The organism is Streptomyces sp. 35G-GA-8 (assembly GCF_023534745.1).
Lineage (GTDB): Bacteria > Actinomycetota > Actinomycetes > Streptomycetales > Streptomycetaceae > Streptomyces.
The window spans coordinates 146874-163254 of sequence record NZ_JAMHJQ010000003.1 but is presented as its reverse complement, the minus strand read 5'-3'; the positions used below and the strand labels follow the sequence as shown (position 1 = coordinate 163254).

Here is a 16381-nt window from a genome sequence, read left to right as displayed (position 1 = left end):
CGGGGCGGTACGGGAAGCGGAGGCGAGATGTCTGGTCCGTCACGAGGCGAACAGCCGCACCGGCCACCCCGCATGCGCCTCCGCGGTGATGTCGAGCAGCGGGGCGGAAGCGGCGGGCAGCGCGTCGAGACCGTCCCGCGCGGCCCGCGCCGCCAGCTCGGCGGCCCGCTCGGCGATCCGGTCGAGTTCGGGCGCGAGACGGGCGAGGACGGCGGTGGCCTCGAAGGGGTCGAGGCTCAGCAGCCGTACGGCCGCGGTCGCGGGGCCGCTGACCGTTTCGTACCCCGCGCAGTACGCGGCGTCCTCGGGGGCGAGCCCGGCGGACCGGGCGGTGAGACCGAGGACGACCGGCTGGTGCGCGCCGCGCGGCCGGGCGGCGGCGAGCGCGTCCAGTTCACCGCTGGGCCAGGTGGCGCGGGCGGCCCGCATCAGTTGCCTGCCGAGCTTGCGCGCGGTCGCCCGGAGCGCGGGTGAGGGCGTACGGGCGTCGGCGGCCTCGTCGAGCTCCAGCGGGTCGAGGCCCCCGGCCGCCGCGGCGGCGAGGGCCGCCGCGGTCAGTCCGACGGTGTTCAGCCGGCCCCGGCAGAACGCGGCCAGGCTGGGGGCGTCATGGATCCGCCCCGCCCTGACGGCCGGTTCGGCCCCGCCGGAGTGGGCGTGGCCACCCGCGGGGAACCGGCCGTCGGCGAGCACGAGCAGTGCGGCGCGGTTCATCAGAACAGGAAGTAACGCTGGGCCAGCGGGAGTTCGGCGGCGGGCGCGGGTTCCACCGGCTCGCCGTCGATGGTGACCGTGAAGGTGTCGGCATCGACCTCGACGCGCGGCAGTGCGTCGTTCTCCCGCATGTCCGCCTTGGTGACCCCCCGGGTGTTGCCGATCGCCTCGAACCTCTTCGCCAGGCCGAGACGTCCGGGCAGCCCGTCCTCGATCGCCGCCCGCGCGACGAAGTTGACCGAGCCCGTCGCGGCGGCGCGGCCCAGCGCGCCGAACATCGGCCGGGGCAGCACCGGTTGCGGGGTGGGGATGGAGGCGTTGGCGTCGCCCATCTGCGCGTAGGCGATCTGTCCGCCCTTGAGGACGAGCTGCGGCTTGACACCGAAGAAGGCCGGGTCCCAGAGCACTAGATCGGCGAGTTTGCCGGTCTCGACGGAGCCGATCTCCCGGTCGAGTCCCTGCGCGACCGCCGGGTTGATGGTGTATTTGGCGACATAGCGTCGGACACGGTGGTTGTCCGCGCGACCATCGCCGGGCAGTGCGCCGCGGCGCTTCTTCATCACATGCGCGGTCTGCCAGGTGCGCGTGATCACCTCACCGACCCGTCCCATGGCCTGGGCGTCGGAGGAGATGATCGAGATAGCTCCCAGGTCGTGCAGGATGTCCTCGGCCGCGATGGTGGAGGGCCGGATCCGGGACTCCGCGAAGGCGAGATCCTCGGGCACGGCCGGGTTGAGATGGTGGCAGACCATCAGCATGTCGAGGTGTTCCTCGATGGTGTTGACGGTGTGCGGCCGGGTCGGGTTGGTGGAGCTGGGCAGTACGTACGGCTCGCCGACCACGGTGATGATGTCGGGGGCGTGCCCGCCGCCCGCGCCCTCGGTGTGGTACGCGTGAATGGTGCGGCCCGCGATGGCGGCGAGCGTGTCGCCGACGAAGCCCGCCTCGTTCAACGTATCGGTGTGGATGGCGAGTTGGGCCCCGGACTCCTCGCACACCCGAAGACACGCGTCGATCACTGCGGGGGTGGCGCCCCAGTCCTCGTGGATCTTGAACCCCAGTGCTCCGCCGCGCAGTTGGGCGCGCATCGAGTCCTGGGACATCGTGTTGCCCTTGCCGAGCAGCCCGATATTGACGGGAAAGGCCTCCAGCGCCTCGAACATCCGCGCGAGATGCCAGGCTCCGGGGGTGACGGTGGTGGCCTTCGTCCCCTCGGCCGGTCCGGTGCCGCCTCCCACAAGCGTGGTGACTCCGCTCACCAGCGCCTGTTCGACGACGGTCGGCGAGATGAAGTGGACATGCGCGTCGATCGCACCGGCGGTGACGATCTTTCCGTTGCCCGCGATGACCTCGGTCTCGGGCCCGATGACCAGCTCGGGGTGGACGCCGTCCATGGTGTCGGGGTTGCCGGCCTTGCCGATTCCGGTGATCCGGCCGTCCCGTATGCCGATGTCGGCCTTGACGACGCCCCAGTGGTCGATGATCAGAGCGCCGGTGATCACGGTGTCGGGCGCGCCCTCGGCCCGGGTGGTACGGGACTGGCCCATCGACTCGCGGATCACCTTGCCGCCGCCGAACACCGCCTCGTCCCCGGCGAGTCCCGGCCCGCCGGAGCGGTCCTCCTCGATCTCGACGAGCAGATCGGTGTCGGCGAGCCGGATCCGGTCGCCGGTGGTGGGACCGAACAGATCGGCGTATCCGGCGCGGGACAGCTCAGTCATCGAGGGGACCTCCGGTCTCTCCCCGCAGGCCGGGCACGACGCGCAGACCGGTGAGGGGTACGAGTACGACATCGACGGGGATGCCGGGTTCGAAGCGCACGGCGGTGCCGGCGGCGATGTGCAGCCGCTTGCCGCGCGCGGCGGCCCGGTCGAACTCCAGCCCCGGGTTGGCCTCGGCGAAGTGATAGTGGGAGCCGACCTGGACGGGCCGGTCGGCGGTGTTGAGTACGGTCAGCGCGGTGACCTCGCGGCCCTCGTTGAGTGCGATCGGACCGTCGGCGTACAGGATCTCTCCGGGAATCATCGGCCGCGTTCCCCCGTCAGACGATCGGGTCATGGACGGTGACCAGCTTCGTACCGTCCGGGAAGGTGGCCTCCACCTGGACGTCGTGGATCATCTCGGGGATGCCTTCCATGACATCGTCCCGGCCGAGCACCTCGCGTCCCGAGGCCATGAGTTCGGCGACGGTACGGCCGTCCCTGGCGCCTTCGAGGATGTGCGAGGTGATCAGGGCGACCGCCTCGGGATGGTTGAGCCGCAGTCCGCGCTCCCTGCGCCTGGCCGCCACGTCCGCGGCCACATGGATGAGCAGGCGTTCCTGCTCGTGCGGGGTCAGTTGCACGCTTCCACCTCATCGTCTCCGGCCCGGTGACGGCCGGGCGCAGCGGAACCTCAGCCAACTTCAACACTCTGTTGAACTATCATCGGGGTGTTCGGGGCCAGGCATCGCACGTTAGGGCGGAAGTTTTTCCAACGCGTTAACTGATCTTTTGCTCACCCATGGACATCAGGCCACGCAACCCGTTCCGCAGCACCTCGATGGGCACTTCACCGAAGAGCGCCTGCTGCGCGGCGAACCCCTGGGCCGCCGCGATCATGGTCCGTGCGACATCGGACGCGGGGATGTCCGCGCGCATCAGACCCGCCTCCTGGTACGCCTCGACCACCTTGATCCACGCCTCGCGCACCCTGCCGTAGCCCTCCCGCATCAGCGCCGCGAGCTTGTCGTTGCGCAGCGTCTCGGTCCACACCTGTATGAGGAGCCGGGCAAAGCCGTCCTTGCCGTGCCACATGCCGCGCCCCGCGAGCACCCGCTCCATCACCCCGGCGATCAGCACGTCCGGGGGCTCGGGGGGCCGCTGGAGCGCCGCTTCCTCGAACGAGCCCTGGACGTCGTCGAGCGCTTCGGTGACGATCGCCGCGATCAGCTCCTCCTTGCCGCCGAAGTACCGGTAGACGGCGCCGGCGGAGAGATCGACCTCGCGCAGGACATCCTGCATCGACGTGGCGTGGAAGCCATTGCGCGCGAAGCAGCGCGCCGCGCCGTCGAGGATCTGGCGGCGGCGGGCGTCGAGATGTTCCTGGGATACACGAGCCATGCCGTCAAGGTAAAACGAACATTCCTTCTTGACAAGCGCCGCCCCCTTCCGCACAGTGGCGCCGTACTCAGAACGAACGATCCTTCTTTTTGATCAGACCGAGGAGCCGCATGTCCGGCACAGCAAGAGATCAGACGCCCCGGCGCATGATCGCGGTGATCATCCTGATACCCGTCGCGGTGGCCGTCGCGCTCTGGGCCTTCGCCTGGCCCGCCGCCCGGATCGCGCCACGCGACCTGCCGGTGGGGATCGCAGGACCGGCCGCCGCGGCGGACCAGGTGGCGCAGCGGTTCGCGGAGCGCGAGGGGGCCTTCGCGCCGCATCGCTACCCCGACGAGGCCGCCGCCCGCCGGGCGATCGAGGACCGGGTCGTATACGGAGCCGTCGTCGTCACCCCGCAGGGGCCACATCTGCTGACGGCCACGGCGGCGAGCCCGATGGTGGCCCAGCTGCTCACCGAGGCGGTGACGGCCCAGGCACCGGCGGGCACCCGGGTACCGGTCACCGATGTCGTCGCGGCGGCCCCCGCGGATCCGCGCGGGAGCGCGCTGGGGGCCAGCATCCTGCCGATGGCGCTGGCGGGGGTCGGCGGCGGCGCGGTCGTGACCCTGCTGGGACTGCGCGGGACACGCGCGGCGATCACCCTGATCGGCGCCTCGGCACTGGTGGGGATCACCGCCACCGCGCTGGCGCACAGCTGGCTGGGGGTGCTCACCGGTGACTGGTGGACGGAGGCCGGGGCGATCGGGCTGACCGTCCTGGCCATCAGCGCGGGGATCGCCGGGCTCGCGGCGCTCCTCGGCCGGGCCGGCCTGGCCCTCGGGGGTCTGACGATGGTGCTCCTCGGCAACTCCTTCGCGGGGGTGACGAGCGCGCCCGAGCTGCTGCCGGAACCCGCCGGTCCGCTCGGTCAGTGGCTGCCGCCGGGCGCCGGTGGCTCACTGCTCCGCTCGGTCGCCTTCTTCGACGGGGCCGCCGCCGGGACCCCGCTCCTCACCCTCACGCTCTGGGCCGCGCTCGGAGTGGCCGCGCTGCTCGTGACCGGCCGGAGCCGACGGCCGGTGACCGCCCCGGCGCCGAACAGGGCCGACACCGAACCCGCACCGGCCGGCTGAGACCCGGAGCGGTGGCATCACCCGCCATGGCCCGGAGGCCGGTCACCGCCGTCCGGGCCATGGTGCTCGGGCCGATGCTCCGCCGCGATCCCGAACCGCCGCCGCTCACCGGGAACGGACGGTACGGGCCGGATGGCCGAGACCGAGCTGATCACCTGCTCCTCGGCCGCGTCCGGCTCGCTTTCGAGCCGTTCCAGGTCGGCGGCGGAGACCAGCGCGACCAGCGGCTTCCCGTGCCGGGTCACCACCACGCGCTCACCGCCGTAGACCACGCGGTTGATCAGATCGGCGAGCTCTGCCCGGGCTTGGGTCACCGGAATCTCGTAGGCCATGCTCCCCAGCTTAAGAGGGCACCGCATCGCGAGGGTTCGATCGGCCGAGGCCGACGACGGCCGTACGCGACCGCCGCACTCCCCCGCACCCGGGTGCCTCTTCAGGCATACGCGTCTCCATTTTCTGTACGTCCTGTACATTTTTCACAGAGAGCCGTGAGCCCGCGTCCGAGGAGAGGCATGCCATGAACCGTCCGTCAGCCCGCTACGTCCTGCCCGAGTTCACCGAGCGGACGTCCAACGGGACCCGCACCCTCGACCCGTACTCCAAGCTCCTCGAAGAGCGGATCATCTTCCTCGGCACCCCGGTCGACGACACCGCGGCCAACGATGTGATCGCCCAGTTCATCCACCTCGAATACGCCGCGCCCGACCAGGACATCTCGCTCTACATCAATTCCCCCGGCGGGTCGATCAGCGCCATGTCGGCGATCTACGACACGATGCAGATCGTCACCTGCGACGTGGAGACCATCTGCCTCGGCCAGGCAGCCTCGACGGCCGCCGTACTGCTGGCCGCCGGGGCGCCGGGCAAGCGGTTGGCGCTGCCCGGCGCGCGGCTCGTCCTCCAACAGCCCGCCATCGAGGAGCCGGTCCAGGGGCAGCCGTCCGATCTGGCCATCCACGCGAAGGAGATGCTCCGACTGCGGTCCCTGCTCACCTCCATGCTGGCGCGGCACACCGGGCAGAGCACGGAGCGGATCACCGAGGACATCGAGCGGGACACCATCTTCGACGCGCCGGCCGCCAAGGCGTACGGGCTGCTCGACCACGTCGTACAGAACCGCAAGACGTCCCTCGACACGCCGCGTTCCCCGTTCGGCGGGCGATGAACTCCGGTGCCGGAGCGGCGAGTCGTTCCCGTATGGACGCCCCCCGTACGGGAACGACTCGCACGTTCGGCGTATGAACCGACCGGACGCATCAGGGGACGCAAGTTGCGCGGAGCGCCGGATCGGTGAAGCGCTCCCCAACTCCCGTGCGGGTAAGGGCCTCATCAGGTCGCACGCCGGGGCGCGACACACCCCTTCGCCACCCTTTCGGACGATCCGTGATGAAATTCACATATAGTCGTTTCGTCTCGGATATCCACCTGTTCCTGCGTCAAGATCCGTGGGACGACAAGCCCCCGCCACCGCGGCGGGGCGGTCCGGGCGGACGCCGAGTCCTGCCGCCGCACCGGATGCCTGGTCGACAGGAGTGGATCGGCAGGAGTGGAGGACCCAGGCAGTACGGGACGACGCCCGTTGTGGTCGTCCCTCGGGGTGAAGCCGTGAGAGCGGCCGGGCAACTTCGCCAGCCCGAACCCGACAGGTCATCCTTCACAGGCGGCTGACGAAGGGTTGCACATGACCACGCAGACGACTGTCCCGTCTCTGCTGTCCAGGACCGGTGCGGTTTCGGTCCTGACACTCGCCGCGCTCGGCGGCACGATGCTCGTGCCCGGCGCCACGTCCGAGGCCGAGGCCGCCACGCGCGCGGCCAAGGCCCTCAAGATCGCCGCCTCGAAGGAAGGCTCGCCGTACCGGTGGGGAGCCACGGGGCCTCATCGATTCGACTGCTCCGGGCTGACCCTCTACTCGTACAAGAAGGCCGGCAAGCAGCTCCCCCGCACGGCCCAGCAGCAGTACAACAACTCCCGCCATATCGCGCCCTCCGAACGGCGCAAGGGAGATCTGGTGTTCTTCCACTGGGGCAACAGCGTCTACCACGTCGGGATCTACGCCGGCCGGGGCAAGATCTGGCACTCGCCGAAGACCGGGGCGCTGGTGCGGCTGGAACGCATCTGGACCCAGAGCGTTCTGTACGGCCGGGTGAACTGACCCCGGCCGCCGACACCGGCCCCTCCGCCCGCACAGCCCCCAGCCCCAGCCCCCGGACGTAAGGACGCTGACGACGCGTCGGAAGGGCCGCCCCCGCCCCGGCGGGGACGGCCCTCGTCCAGGGTCAGCTCGCGTCGGCGGTGACCGGGACCGCCCAGGGCAGGACGATCCAGACCGTCTTGCCGCCCTCCGGGGTCGGGGTGACCGAGAGCTGTCCCCCCTGCTCGGCGGTGAGCGAGCGGACGATCACCATGCCGCGGCCGTTGTCCTGCTGCACCGCCGCGGGCAGCCGCTGCGGCCAGCGCGGATGGCTGTCGGTGACGCCGACGCGCAGCTGCTCGTCGCGTTCGAGCCGGATCTCCACGGTGAACGTGGGTGACTGGCCGAGGGTGTGCTGCACCGCGTTGGTGGCCAGCTCCGAGACGATCAGCCGGACCGTCTCGGCCATGTCCTCCCGCGCCGGCAGCCCCCACTCGGCCAGCAGGTCCACGACGTATCTTCGCGCCGCGGTGACCGAGGCGGGTTCGCTCGGCAGGGTGATGGATGCTTCCTGGTGGTCTGCCATGGCGACGCCGTCCCTTTCCCGCCGGGCCTGGCTCCGGCACAGAGCGGATGACTGCGCGGAGGGCCTCGGACCGTGCTTCGCGCCAGCCTGCCACTGATCGTGCCGTTCCCAGGGCCGATCCACCGAGATCTGCATATATCTGTCGCTCAAAGCGGTGAACTCTGCAACGCGAGACCGTATTTGGGCGATGGAAAGATATCTTCTCCGCCGCGGCGCCCAAGGGGGCGCCGAACACAGGGTGGGAAGGCAATCATTCATGCGGCATATTCCAGAGGTGCGCAGGCGCAGGCTCGGTGAGGAATTGCGCAAGCTGCGGCAGAGCGCGGGACTGACGAGCGGCCAGACCGCGCGGCTGCTCGGCTGGCATCAGTCGAAGGTCAGCCGGATCGAGACGGGCGTCAGCGGGGTGAAGGACGAGGATCTGGCGGGGCTGCTCGACGCGCTCGGCGTCACCGATCCACAACTGCGGCTGCTGCTCGGCGCGTTGGCCGGCACCACCAACAAGGGTCAGGGGTGGTGGATGGCGTACGGCGGCGTGATCCCGCCACAGTACCGGGACTTCATCAGCCTGGAGTCCCAGGCCCGCACCGCGCGCACACTGGAGACCTCCGTGGTCCCGGGGCTGCTCCAGACCCCCGCGTACGCCCGCGCCGTGACGCGTGCCGCGCTCGGCGGACTGCCCGCCGCGACGGTCGACTCCCTGGTCGAGGTGCGGCTCGCCCGTCAGGAGGTGCTGCGCACCGACATACCCATGGAGCTGCACGCCGTGCTGGACGAGGCGGTTCTGCGCCGTCAGGTGGGCGGGCCGGGCGTGATGCGGGAGCAGCTGCTGCGGCTGTCGGAGCTGGCGCGGCTTCCGCATGTCTGTCTACAGGTGTTGCCGTTCACGGCCGGTGGCTATGTGGGACTGACCGGCCCTTTCGTTATCTTCTCGTTTCCGCACATTACTGATCTGGATTTGGTCGTTCTCGACCATTTGACGAATAGCCTCTATCTGGAGCGGAAAGAAGACCTTGAGGCGTACTGCGCGGCGTTCGGCACTATGCAGGCGCATGCCCTCTCGACAGAGGATTCATTGGATCTCATCGCCGGGATCGGTGACGGCGCCTAGGGAGCATCATGACCCCCCACCTGACATGGCCACACGTATGGCATCGCAGCAGCTACAGCACCGGCGCGAACAATTGCGTGGAGTGCGCCCCCGGCGACGCGGGCGGACTGGCCGTACGTGACTCCAAGGAAGTGACCCGACCTCATCTGTTCTTCTCCGCGGACGCCTGGACCTCCTTCGTCTCCGCGCTGCGCGCCGACGCGCCGACGCACTGACCGCTCGTCAGCCCGCCGGGCCCGGTCGGCTCAGCCCGTACCCTCGGGTGCGAGCGCCACGATCGTGTCCACCGCCGTGCCGATCTGCTGATCCGTCAGATCGGCACGGGCGGTGAGCCGGATCCTGGAGATGCCGTCCGGCACCGACGGCGGACGGAAGCAGCCCACGACCAGCCCCGCCGCCCGGCACTCCGCGGCCCAGCGCACCGCCGCCTCGGGCGACGGCGCCCGTACGGAGACCACGGCGGCATCCGGTCGTACGGCCGTCAGCCCCGCCCGGGTCAGCAGCCGGTGCAGCGTACGGGCAACCTCCCGCGCCCGGTCCGCTCTGGCGGGCTCCCGGCGCAGCAGCCGCAGACTCTCCAGCGCGCCGCCGACGGCCGCGGGCGCCAGTCCGGTGTCGAAGATGAACGTACGGGCCGCGTTGACCAGATGGCCGATGACGCGTGCCGGGCCGAGTACCGCGCCGCCCTGGCTGCCCAGCGACTTGGAGAGCGTGACCGTGGCCACCACACCGTCCGCCCCGGCGATGCCCGCCGCGTCCGGCGTGCCCCGGCCGCCCGCCCCGAGCACCCCCAGACCGTGCGCGTCGTCCACGAGCAGGGCCGCGCCCCGGGTACGGCAGACCTCGGCCAGCTCCCCGAGCGGCGCCGCGTCGCCGTCCACCGAGAACACCGCGTCGCTCACCATCAGCGCCCGCCGCCCGGCCCGCGCGTCGAGTGTCTTGCGCACGGCCTCGGGTTCGGCGTGCGGTACGACCACGGTCTCGGCGCGCGAGAGCCGGCAGCCGTCCACGATCGAGGCGTGATTGCCCGCGTCGGACAGCAGCAGCGAGTCGCGGGCGGTGAGCGCGGTCAGGGCGGCCAGATTGGCCGCGTACCCGGAGGAGAGGACGAGCGCGGCCTCGAAGCCGCAGAACGCGGCCAGTTCACGCTCCAGTTCGGCGTGCAACTCGGTGCTGCCCGTGACCAGCCGGGAGCCGGTGGCGCCCGCGCCCCAGCGGCGCGCGGCCTCCGCCGCGGCGCCGGTCACCGAGGGGTGGCGGGTGAGCCCCAGGTAGTCGTTGCTCGCCAGGTCGAGCAGCTCGGATTCGGCCGGGCGCGGCCGGAGCGTACGGACCAGACCCGACCGTTCACGGCGACGCGCCTCGTCGTCGGTCCAGCCGAAGGGGTCGCGCTCCATGGTCCGGTCCTTTTTGTAGGCAACGCACAGACCTTAGCCGGGCCGCCACCGGGTCAGGGTGTGGTCATACACACACGTCGATCCGGCGGTGTTGTGGAATTCCTCCTTTTCCCCCATGGGCTCAGTGGGCAAGGATCAGCACCATGGACCTGCTGAACACGCTGGTGGAGAAGGGGCTGCGGCGCGAGCCGCCGACCCGCGAAGAAGCGCTCGCCGTACTGGCGACCTCCGACGACGAGCTGCTCGAAGTGGTGGCCGCGGCCGGGAAGGTGCGCCGTCAGTGGTTCGGGCGGCGGGTGAAGCTCAACTATCTGGTCAATCTGAAGTCCGGACTGTGCCCCGAGGACTGCTCGTACTGTTCGCAGCGGCTCGGCTCCAAGGCCGAGATCCTCAAGTACACCTGGCTGAAGCCCGACGAGGCGTCGAAGGCGGCGGCCGCCGGAGTGGCGGGCGGGGCGAAGCGGGTCTGTCTGGTCGCGAGCGGCCGGGGTCCGACGGACCGGGATGTCGACCGCGTCTCGCGGACCATCGAGGCGATCAAGGAGCAGAACGAGGACGTCGAGATCTGTGCCTGTCTCGGGCTGCTCTCGGACGGCCAGGCGGAGCGGCTGCGGGCCGCGGGCGCCGACGCGTACAACCACAACCTCAATACGTCCGAGGGCACCTACGGCGACATCACCACCACCCACACCTATGCCGACCGGGTGGACACCGTGCGGCGGGCACAGACCGCCGGGCTGTCCGCGTGTTCGGGGCTGATCGCCGGTATGGGGGAGAGTGACGCGGATCTGGTCGATGTCGTCTTCTCGCTGCGCGAGCTGGACCCGGACTCGGTGCCGGTCAACTTCCTGATCCCGTTCGAGGGGACACCACTCGCCAAGGAGTGGAACCTCACCCCGCAGCACTGTCTGCGCATCCTGGCCATGACGCGGTTCGTCTGCCCCGATGTGGAGGTCAGGCTCTCGGGCGGGCGCGAGGTGCATCTGCGCTCGATGCAGCCTCTCGCGCTCCATCTGGTCAACTCGATCTTCCTCGGGGACTATCTCACCAGCGAGGGCCAGGAGGGCCGGGCGGACCTGGAGATGATCGCGGACGCGGGCTTCGAGGTGGAGGGCGCGGACACGACCACGCTGCCCGAGCACCGGCGCGGCGGATGCGGTCCGTGCGGCGGCGACGAACCCGGGCGGTCCGCGCCGGACGACGCGCGCGAGCAGGCCGCGGACACCGGGGCGCCCCGTACCGATCTGGTGACCGTACGCCGCCGCGGTGCCGGTACCGACCTGGCGCCCAATGCCTGACATGTCCGCCGCTGAACTGCTGGCCCTGGACCGGGCCCATGTCTGGCATCCGTACGGCCCCATGCCCGGCCGTGCCGAACCGCTGGTCGTGGAGTCCGCGTCCGGGGTACGGCTGCGGCTCGCCGAACCCGCCCATGGACAGCGCGAGTTGGTCGACGCCATGTCGTCCTGGTGGTCGGCGATCCATGGCTACAACCACCCCGTGCTCAACGCCGCGGCGCGCGGCCAGCTGGACCGTATGAGCCATGTGATGTTCGGCGGGCTCACCCATGAGCCCGCCGTGCGACTCGCGGCGCTGCTCGTCGAGATCACGCCGGAGCCGCTGCGCCATGTGTTCCTCGCCGACTCGGGCTCGGTGTCGGTCGAGGTCGCGGTGAAGATGTGTCTCCAGTACTGGCGTTCTGTGGGCCGCCCGGCGAAGCGTCGGCTGCTGACCTGGCGGGGCGGCTACCACGGCGACACCTGGCAGCCGATGTCGGTGTGCGACCCCGACGGCGGGATGCATGACCTCTGGTCGGGGGTGCTGCCCCGGCAGATCTTCGCGGACGCGCCGCCCGCCGGGTACGAGGAGCCGTACGCCGACGGTCTGCGCGCGCTCATCGCCCGCCACGCGGACGAACTGGCCGCGGTCATCGTCGAGCCGGTGGTACAGGGCGCGGGCGGAATGCGGTTCCACTCCCCCGCGTATCTGCGGGTGCTGCGGGAGGCGTGCGACGAGCACGATGTGCTGCTGATCCTCGATGAGATCGCGACGGGGTTCGGGCGTACGGGGACGCTCTTCGCCGCCGAGCAGGGCGGCGTCTCGCCCGATGTGATGTGTATCGGCAAGGCGTTGACCGGCGGGTATCTCACGATGGCGGCGACGCTGTGCACCGCGCGGGTGGCCGAGGGCATCTCGCGCGGCGAGGTGCCCGTGCTGGCGCACGGACCGACGTTCATGGGCAATCCGCTGGCCGCGTCGGTCGCCCGCGCCTCGATCGAGCTGCTGCTCGACCAGGACTGGGCGCGGGAGGTCAAGCGGATCGAGGCGGGCCTGCGCGACGGGCTCGCGCCGGCCGCGTCCCTTCCCGGCGTACGGGAGGTACGGGTGCTGGGCGCCATCGGCGTCGTGCAGCTTGACCACGCGGTGGACATGGCCGCCGCGACGCGGGCGGCGGTACGTGAGGGCGTATGGCTGCGGCCGTTCCGCGATCTGGTGTACACGATGCCGCCGTATGTCACGGACGACGGCGATGTCGAACGGATCTGCCGCGCGGTGACGGCGGCGGCGAGAGAGGGCTGAAGCATGCCGGTGGTGATCGTGTCGGGGACCGGGACGGAGATCGGCAAGACCGTCGTCACGGCGGCGCTGGCCGCGGTCGCGCTGGCGCGTGGGCGTACGGTCGCGGTCCTCAAACCCGCGCAGACCGGGCTGGGTCCTGACGAGGCGGGTGACGTGGCGGAGGTCGCGCGGCTGGCGGGGTCCGTCACCGCCGTCGAGCTGGCGCGGTTCCCCGACCCGTTGGCCCCGGCGACCGCCGCGCGGCGGGCCGGCGCGGCGCCGGTGGGGCCGCGCGAGATCGCCGACGCGGCCGAGAAGCTGGCGACCGAGCATGATCTGGTGCTGGTCGAGGGCGCGGGCGGGCTGCTCGTACGGTTCGACGAGACGGGCGCGACGCTCGCGGACGCGGCCCGGCTGCTGGCGGCCCCCGTCCTGATGGTGGCCCCCGCCGGGCTCGGCACGCTCAATATGACCGCGCTGACCGCGGAGGCGCTGCGGGCGAGGTCGCTGACGCTTGAGGGGGTCGTGATCGGCAGCTGGCCGGCCGTGCCCGACCTCGCGGCGCGCTGCAATCTGACGGATCTGCCGGAGTCCGCGGGGGCGCCGCTGCTGGGCGCGGTGCCGCAGGGCGCGGGCGCGCTGACTCCCGGGGAGTTCCGGGAGCGCGCGGCGTCCTGGCTGGCGCCCCGGCTGGACGGACGGTGGGACGCGGGGACGTTCACGCGGGACGCGGAAGCGGCGGGCGTGTCCGGGGCGGCGGAGGTAGTGCCCGGATGAATGATTTCCGGATACGGGCCGCGACGGCGGCCGATCTCGACGCGGTGCTGGCCTTCTGGAAGGACGCGGCGGAGGGCACCAGCATCACGGACGACCGCGACGGCGTCGAGCGGCTCGTGGCCCGCGACCCCGAGTCCCTGATCCTCGCGGAGCGCGACGGCGCGATCGTGGGCACGGTGATCGCGGGCTTCGACGGCTGGCGCTGTCATCTGTACCGGCTCGCGGTCCATCCGGACCAGCAGCGTCTGGGGATCGGCGGGGCGCTGCTGGCGGCGGCCGAGGAGCGTTTCGTACAACTGGGCGGGAGGCGTGGCGACGCGATGGTGCTGGACCGCAATGAGCCGGCGCGGCACGCCTGGCGGGCGTCCGGCTACGCCCCGCAGCCGCAGTGGACCCGCTGGGTGAAGCCGCTGGGCGACCGCTGATCCGCCGGGAGGCGGCCCCCGGAGGGCCGACGTCGCGCGATCCTCTCCTCGCTGACCGATCCTGGGGCTGACCGCTCCTGGACGGAGGTGAATCGATGACCGAGGTGCTGCTGCTCATCGTGGCGGTGCTGCTGTCGCTCACCTGCGGGGCCTTCGTGGCGGCGGAGTTCTCCCTCACCACCGTCGAGCGCGGGGAGCTGGAACGGGCCGCCGCGCGCGGGGAGCGGGGCGCGGCGGGGGCGCTGAAGGCCGTACGGAGCCTCACCTTCCAGCTCTCCGGCGCCCAGCTGGGGATCACCGTGACCAATCTGGTGGTGGGCATGCTCTCCGAGCCGTCCATCGCCAGACTGATCCGGGGTCCGGTCGAGGCCGTGGGGCTGTCCCCCGCCGTCTCCTCCTCGGTGGCGCTGGTGATCGGTACGGCGCTGTCGACCGTCTTCCTGATGATCGTCGGCGAGCTGGTGCCGAAGAACTGGGCGATCTCGTCGCCGCTGGCCGTCGCCAAGGTGGTGGGCACTCCCCAGCGGTATTTCAGCGCGGTCTTCCGTCCGTTCATCGGCCATCTCAACAGCACCGCGAACCGGATCGTGCGCGGGTTCGGCCTTGAGCCCACCGAGGAGCTGGCCTCCGCGCGCGGACCGAACGAGCTGGCCGCCCTTGCCCGGCACTCCGCGAAGGAGGGCGCGCTGGAGGCGGACACCGCCGAGCGGTTCGTACGGACGCTCAGCCTGTCCGCGCTGACCGCCGAGAACGTGATGACCCCACGGGTGCGGGTGATGGCCCTCGATGTGCGCGCCACCGCGGAGGATGTCGCCAACGCCAGCCGCGCCACCGGCCTGTCGCGCTTTCCCGTCTACCGGGGCAGTCTCGACACCGTCGTCGGCACCGCGCACATCAAGGACGTACTGGCGCTCCCCGCCGAGCGGCGGCCCCGGCAGCCGGTGGCCGGGCTGCTGCGCGAACCGCTGCGGGTGCCGGAGACCCTGACGGTGGACCAGCTGCTCGACCGGTTGTCGAGCGGCGCCACGATGGCCGTCGTCGTCGACGAGTACGGCGGGACGGCGGGCGTCGTGACGCTGGAGGACATCGTCGAGGAGGTCGTCGGCGAGGTGCGCGACGAGCACGATCCGCAGGAGATCCCCGGTCTCGCGCTGCTGGGCGAGGACGCGGAGGGCCATGGGCTCTGGTCGGCGGACGGCGCGGCGCGGGCCGACCAGCTGAGGGCCGTCGGACTGCGGATGCCGGAGGGGCCCTACGAGACGCTCGCCGGTCTGGTCGCCACGGAGCTGGGTCGTATCCCCGCCGAGGGCGACCGTCTCGTGCTGGACGGCTGGGAGCTGGAGGTCGTGGACGCCACGGGACGGCGCGCGGCCCGGCTGCTGCTGCGCGCGCCCCCGTCCTCGGCCGGGGACGGTGAGGAGGAGGGATGATCACCGCGCTCCAGCTGTTCGTCGGTCTGCTGACGCTGGTCGTCAACGCCTTCTTCGTCGCGTCCGAGTTCGCCCTGATCTCCGTACGCCGCAGCCAGATCGAGCCGGAGGCGGAGGCCGGCAACCGGCGGGCGCACCACGTCATCTGGGGGCTGGAGCATGTGTCGGCGCTGCTGGCGGCGGCGCAGCTGGGCATCACGCTGTGCACGCTGGTGCTCGGTATCGTCGCCGAACCGGCCATCGCGCATCTGCTGGAGCCGGTCTTCGACGCGGTGGGGGTGCCGCACGGCCTGGTGCATCTGATCTCGTTCCTCATCGCGCTCACCGTGGCCACCTATCTGCACATGCTGCTCGGCGAGATGGTGCCGAAGAATGTCGCCCTGGCCGGTCCCGCGCGGGCGGCGCTGCTTCTCGGCCCGCCGCTGGTCGCGCTGGCGCGGGCGCTGCGCCCGGTGATCTTCACGGTCAACGCCTTCGCCAACGCGCTGCTGCGGCTGCTCCGGGTGGAGACGAGGGACGAGGTGAGCGCCACCTTCTCCGACGACGAACTGGCCCGTCTGGTCACGGACGCGGGCCACGCGGGGCTGCTGGACGACCGGGCGGCCGAGCGGCTGCACGACGCGCTGGAGCTGGGACGCAAGCCGGTGCGCAAGGTGGTGATGCCCCTGGAGCGGGTGGTCACCGCGCGGCTCGGGATCACCCCGGAGGGGCTGGAGCGCCTGGCGGCGGAGACCGGATTCTCGCGCTTCCCGGTGGTGGACACCTCGCGGCGGATCCTCGGCTATCTCCATGTGAAGGACGCGCTGGACGCCGTACCGCGCGACGAACCGTTCCCGGTCCAGGGGATGCGGGCGATCGCGCGGGTACGGGCCACGACACCGATGGACGACGTACTGACGGCGATGCGCCGCAGCCGGACCCATCTGGCCGCCGTCGAGGACGAGGAAGGCAGGCTCGAAGGGCTGGTGACGATGGAGGACGTGCTGCGCGAGCTGGTGGGCAGGCACATGTAGGCCCTGGGCCCAGCGTGGT

At 71.3% G+C, this 16381-nt stretch carries 19 protein-coding genes and 1 riboswitch; of the genes, 11 read left to right on the top strand and 8 right to left on the bottom strand.

The window, feature by feature from the left end; genetic code table 11:
- Positions 1-39: 39 nt before the first annotated feature.
- The 5 genes from M1203_RS07230 to M1203_RS07210 all read right to left on the bottom strand — a co-directional run bounded on the left by M1203_RS07230 (position 40) and on the right by M1203_RS07210 (position 3815).
- Positions 40-714 carry an urease accessory protein UreF gene (locus M1203_RS07230; RefSeq protein WP_249948682.1) on the bottom strand — a complete coding sequence of 225 codons (675 nt, stop codon included), beginning with the start codon at positions 712-714 and terminating at the stop codon, positions 40-42.
- A complete protein-coding gene (locus M1203_RS07225; protein WP_249948681.1) occupies positions 714-2435 on the bottom strand; it encodes an urease subunit alpha in 1722 nt (573 codons plus the stop codon). Before M1203_RS07225 ends, M1203_RS07230 begins: the two co-directional genes overlap by 1 nt.
- On the bottom strand, positions 2428-2739 hold the full coding sequence (locus tag M1203_RS07220) for an urease subunit beta (protein WP_129769228.1): 312 nt from the start codon (positions 2737-2739) through the stop codon (positions 2428-2430). Before M1203_RS07220 ends, M1203_RS07225 begins: the two co-directional genes overlap by 8 nt.
- 16 nt (positions 2740-2755) lie before the next feature.
- On the bottom strand, positions 2756-3058 hold the full coding sequence (locus M1203_RS07215) for an urease subunit gamma (RefSeq protein ID WP_249948680.1): 303 nt from the start codon (positions 3056-3058) through the stop codon (positions 2756-2758).
- A 136-nt stretch (positions 3059-3194) separates the two neighbouring features.
- On the bottom strand, positions 3195-3815 hold the full coding sequence (locus M1203_RS07210; protein WP_249948679.1) for a TetR/AcrR family transcriptional regulator: 621 nt from the start codon (positions 3813-3815) through the stop codon (positions 3195-3197).
- A 110-nt stretch (positions 3816-3925) separates the two neighbouring features.
- On the opposite strand from M1203_RS07210, the gene M1203_RS07205 reads away from it, so the two are divergent.
- Entirely contained in the window at positions 3926-4930 is a 1005-nt protein-coding gene (locus M1203_RS07205) for an ABC transporter permease (RefSeq protein WP_249948678.1), read from the top strand.
- 17 nt (positions 4931-4947) lie between these two features.
- Here M1203_RS07205 and M1203_RS07200 read toward each other — a convergent pair whose 3' ends face one another.
- Entirely contained in the window at positions 4948-5262 is a 315-nt protein-coding gene (locus M1203_RS07200) for a type II toxin-antitoxin system Phd/YefM family antitoxin (protein WP_249948677.1), read from the bottom strand.
- Between the two features lie 185 nt (positions 5263-5447).
- Between M1203_RS07200 and M1203_RS07195 the strand changes: the two genes are divergently transcribed.
- Together M1203_RS07195 and M1203_RS07190 are read left to right on the top strand one after the other, a co-directional pair.
- Positions 5448-6095 carry an ATP-dependent Clp protease proteolytic subunit gene (locus M1203_RS07195; protein ID WP_249948676.1) on the top strand — a complete coding sequence of 216 codons (648 nt, stop codon included), beginning with the start codon at positions 5448-5450 and terminating at the stop codon, positions 6093-6095.
- A gap of 316 nt (positions 6096-6411) precedes the next feature.
- Positions 6412-6608: riboswitch (cyclic di-AMP (ydaO/yuaA leader) on the top strand.
- Positions 6609-6611: 3 nt separating this feature from the next.
- Positions 6612-7085 carry a C40 family peptidase gene (locus tag M1203_RS07190; RefSeq protein ID WP_249948675.1) on the top strand — a complete coding sequence of 158 codons (474 nt, stop codon included), beginning with the start codon at positions 6612-6614 and terminating at the stop codon, positions 7083-7085.
- A gap of 124 nt (positions 7086-7209) precedes the next feature.
- Here the strand turns inward: M1203_RS07190 and M1203_RS07185 are convergent, their stop codons facing one another.
- Positions 7210-7650, bottom strand: a complete 441-nt coding sequence (locus M1203_RS07185) for an ATP-binding protein (protein WP_249948674.1) — start codon at positions 7648-7650, stop codon at positions 7210-7212.
- Between the two features lie 256 nt (positions 7651-7906).
- On the opposite strand from M1203_RS07185, the gene M1203_RS07180 reads away from it, so the two are divergent.
- Together M1203_RS07180 and M1203_RS07175 are read left to right on the top strand one after the other, a co-directional pair.
- Positions 7907-8761 carry a helix-turn-helix transcriptional regulator gene (locus M1203_RS07180; protein ID WP_249948673.1) on the top strand — a complete coding sequence of 285 codons (855 nt, stop codon included), beginning with the start codon at positions 7907-7909 and terminating at the stop codon, positions 8759-8761.
- An 8-nt stretch (positions 8762-8769) separates the two neighbouring features.
- Entirely contained in the window at positions 8770-8976 is a 207-nt protein-coding gene (locus tag M1203_RS07175; protein WP_249948672.1) for a DUF397 domain-containing protein, read from the top strand.
- A gap of 30 nt (positions 8977-9006) precedes the next feature.
- Here M1203_RS07175 and M1203_RS07170 read toward each other — a convergent pair whose 3' ends face one another.
- Positions 9007-10158, bottom strand: a complete 1152-nt coding sequence (locus M1203_RS07170; RefSeq protein ID WP_249948671.1) for an 8-amino-7-oxononanoate synthase — start codon at positions 10156-10158, stop codon at positions 9007-9009.
- A gap of 143 nt (positions 10159-10301) precedes the next feature.
- Here M1203_RS07170 and bioB point away from each other — a divergent pair, with 143 nt between their 5' ends.
- The 6 genes from bioB (at position 10302) to M1203_RS07140 (ending at position 16362) form a co-directional block, all read left to right on the top strand.
- On the top strand, positions 10302-11456 hold the full coding sequence (gene bioB, locus M1203_RS07165) for a biotin synthase BioB (RefSeq protein WP_249948670.1): 1155 nt from the start codon (positions 10302-10304) through the stop codon (positions 11454-11456).
- Positions 11449-12738, top strand: a complete 1290-nt coding sequence (locus M1203_RS07160) for an adenosylmethionine--8-amino-7-oxononanoate transaminase (RefSeq protein WP_249948669.1) — start codon at positions 11449-11451, stop codon at positions 12736-12738. Before bioB ends, M1203_RS07160 begins: the two co-directional genes overlap by 8 nt.
- A gap of 3 nt (positions 12739-12741) precedes the next feature.
- Entirely contained in the window at positions 12742-13494 is a 753-nt protein-coding gene (gene bioD / locus M1203_RS07155; RefSeq protein WP_249948668.1) for a dethiobiotin synthase, read from the top strand.
- Positions 13491-13919, top strand: coding sequence for a GNAT family N-acetyltransferase (locus M1203_RS07150; protein ID WP_249948667.1), 429 nt, complete (start codon positions 13491-13493; stop codon positions 13917-13919). Before bioD ends, M1203_RS07150 begins: the two co-directional genes overlap by 4 nt.
- A 95-nt stretch (positions 13920-14014) precedes the next feature.
- Positions 14015-15349 (top strand): hemolysin family protein, encoded by a 1335-nt coding sequence (locus tag M1203_RS07145; protein ID WP_249948666.1) that lies wholly within the window; start codon positions 14015-14017, stop codon positions 15347-15349.
- Complete coding sequence (locus tag M1203_RS07140) at positions 15349-16362, top strand: hemolysin family protein (RefSeq protein ID WP_249949065.1); 1014 nt, start codon at positions 15349-15351, stop codon at positions 16360-16362. The genes M1203_RS07145 and M1203_RS07140 overlap by 1 nt, the downstream gene beginning before the upstream one ends.
- The last annotated feature ends 19 nt before the right edge of the window (positions 16363-16381 follow it).

Excerpts from the sequence above, each read along its gene's own strand:
- M1203_RS07230 (WP_249948682.1), bottom strand. The coding sequence starts at position 714 with ATGAACCGCGCCGCACTGCTCGTGCTCGCCGACGGCCGGTTCCCCGCG.
- M1203_RS07225 (WP_249948681.1), bottom strand. The coding sequence starts at position 2,435 with ATGACTGAGCTGTCCCGCGCCGGATACGCCGATCTGTTCGGTCCCACC.
- M1203_RS07220 (WP_129769228.1), bottom strand. The coding sequence starts at position 2,739 with ATGATTCCCGGAGAGATCCTGTACGCCGACGGTCCGATCGCACTCAAC.
- M1203_RS07210 (WP_249948679.1), bottom strand. The coding sequence starts at position 3,815 with ATGGCTCGTGTATCCCAGGAACATCTCGACGCCCGCCGCCGCCAGATC.
- M1203_RS07205 (WP_249948678.1), top strand. The coding sequence starts at position 3,926 with ATGTCCGGCACAGCAAGAGATCAGACGCCCCGGCGCATGATCGCGGTG.
- M1203_RS07200 (WP_249948677.1), bottom strand. The coding sequence starts at position 5,262 with ATGGCCTACGAGATTCCGGTGACCCAAGCCCGGGCAGAGCTCGCCGAT.
- M1203_RS07195 (WP_249948676.1), top strand. The coding sequence starts at position 5,448 with ATGAACCGTCCGTCAGCCCGCTACGTCCTGCCCGAGTTCACCGAGCGG.
- M1203_RS07190 (WP_249948675.1), top strand. The coding sequence starts at position 6,612 with ATGACCACGCAGACGACTGTCCCGTCTCTGCTGTCCAGGACCGGTGCG.
- M1203_RS07185 (WP_249948674.1), bottom strand. The coding sequence starts at position 7,650 with ATGGCAGACCACCAGGAAGCATCCATCACCCTGCCGAGCGAACCCGCC.
- M1203_RS07180 (WP_249948673.1), top strand. The coding sequence starts at position 7,907 with ATGCGGCATATTCCAGAGGTGCGCAGGCGCAGGCTCGGTGAGGAATTG.
- M1203_RS07175 (WP_249948672.1), top strand. The coding sequence starts at position 8,770 with ATGACCCCCCACCTGACATGGCCACACGTATGGCATCGCAGCAGCTAC.
- M1203_RS07170 (WP_249948671.1), bottom strand. The coding sequence starts at position 10,158 with ATGGAGCGCGACCCCTTCGGCTGGACCGACGACGAGGCGCGTCGCCGT.
- bioB (WP_249948670.1), top strand. The coding sequence starts at position 10,302 with ATGGACCTGCTGAACACGCTGGTGGAGAAGGGGCTGCGGCGCGAGCCG.
- M1203_RS07160 (WP_249948669.1), top strand. The coding sequence starts at position 11,449 with ATGCCTGACATGTCCGCCGCTGAACTGCTGGCCCTGGACCGGGCCCAT.
- bioD (WP_249948668.1), top strand. The coding sequence starts at position 12,742 with ATGCCGGTGGTGATCGTGTCGGGGACCGGGACGGAGATCGGCAAGACC.
- M1203_RS07150 (WP_249948667.1), top strand. The coding sequence starts at position 13,491 with ATGAATGATTTCCGGATACGGGCCGCGACGGCGGCCGATCTCGACGCG.
- M1203_RS07145 (WP_249948666.1), top strand. The coding sequence starts at position 14,015 with ATGACCGAGGTGCTGCTGCTCATCGTGGCGGTGCTGCTGTCGCTCACC.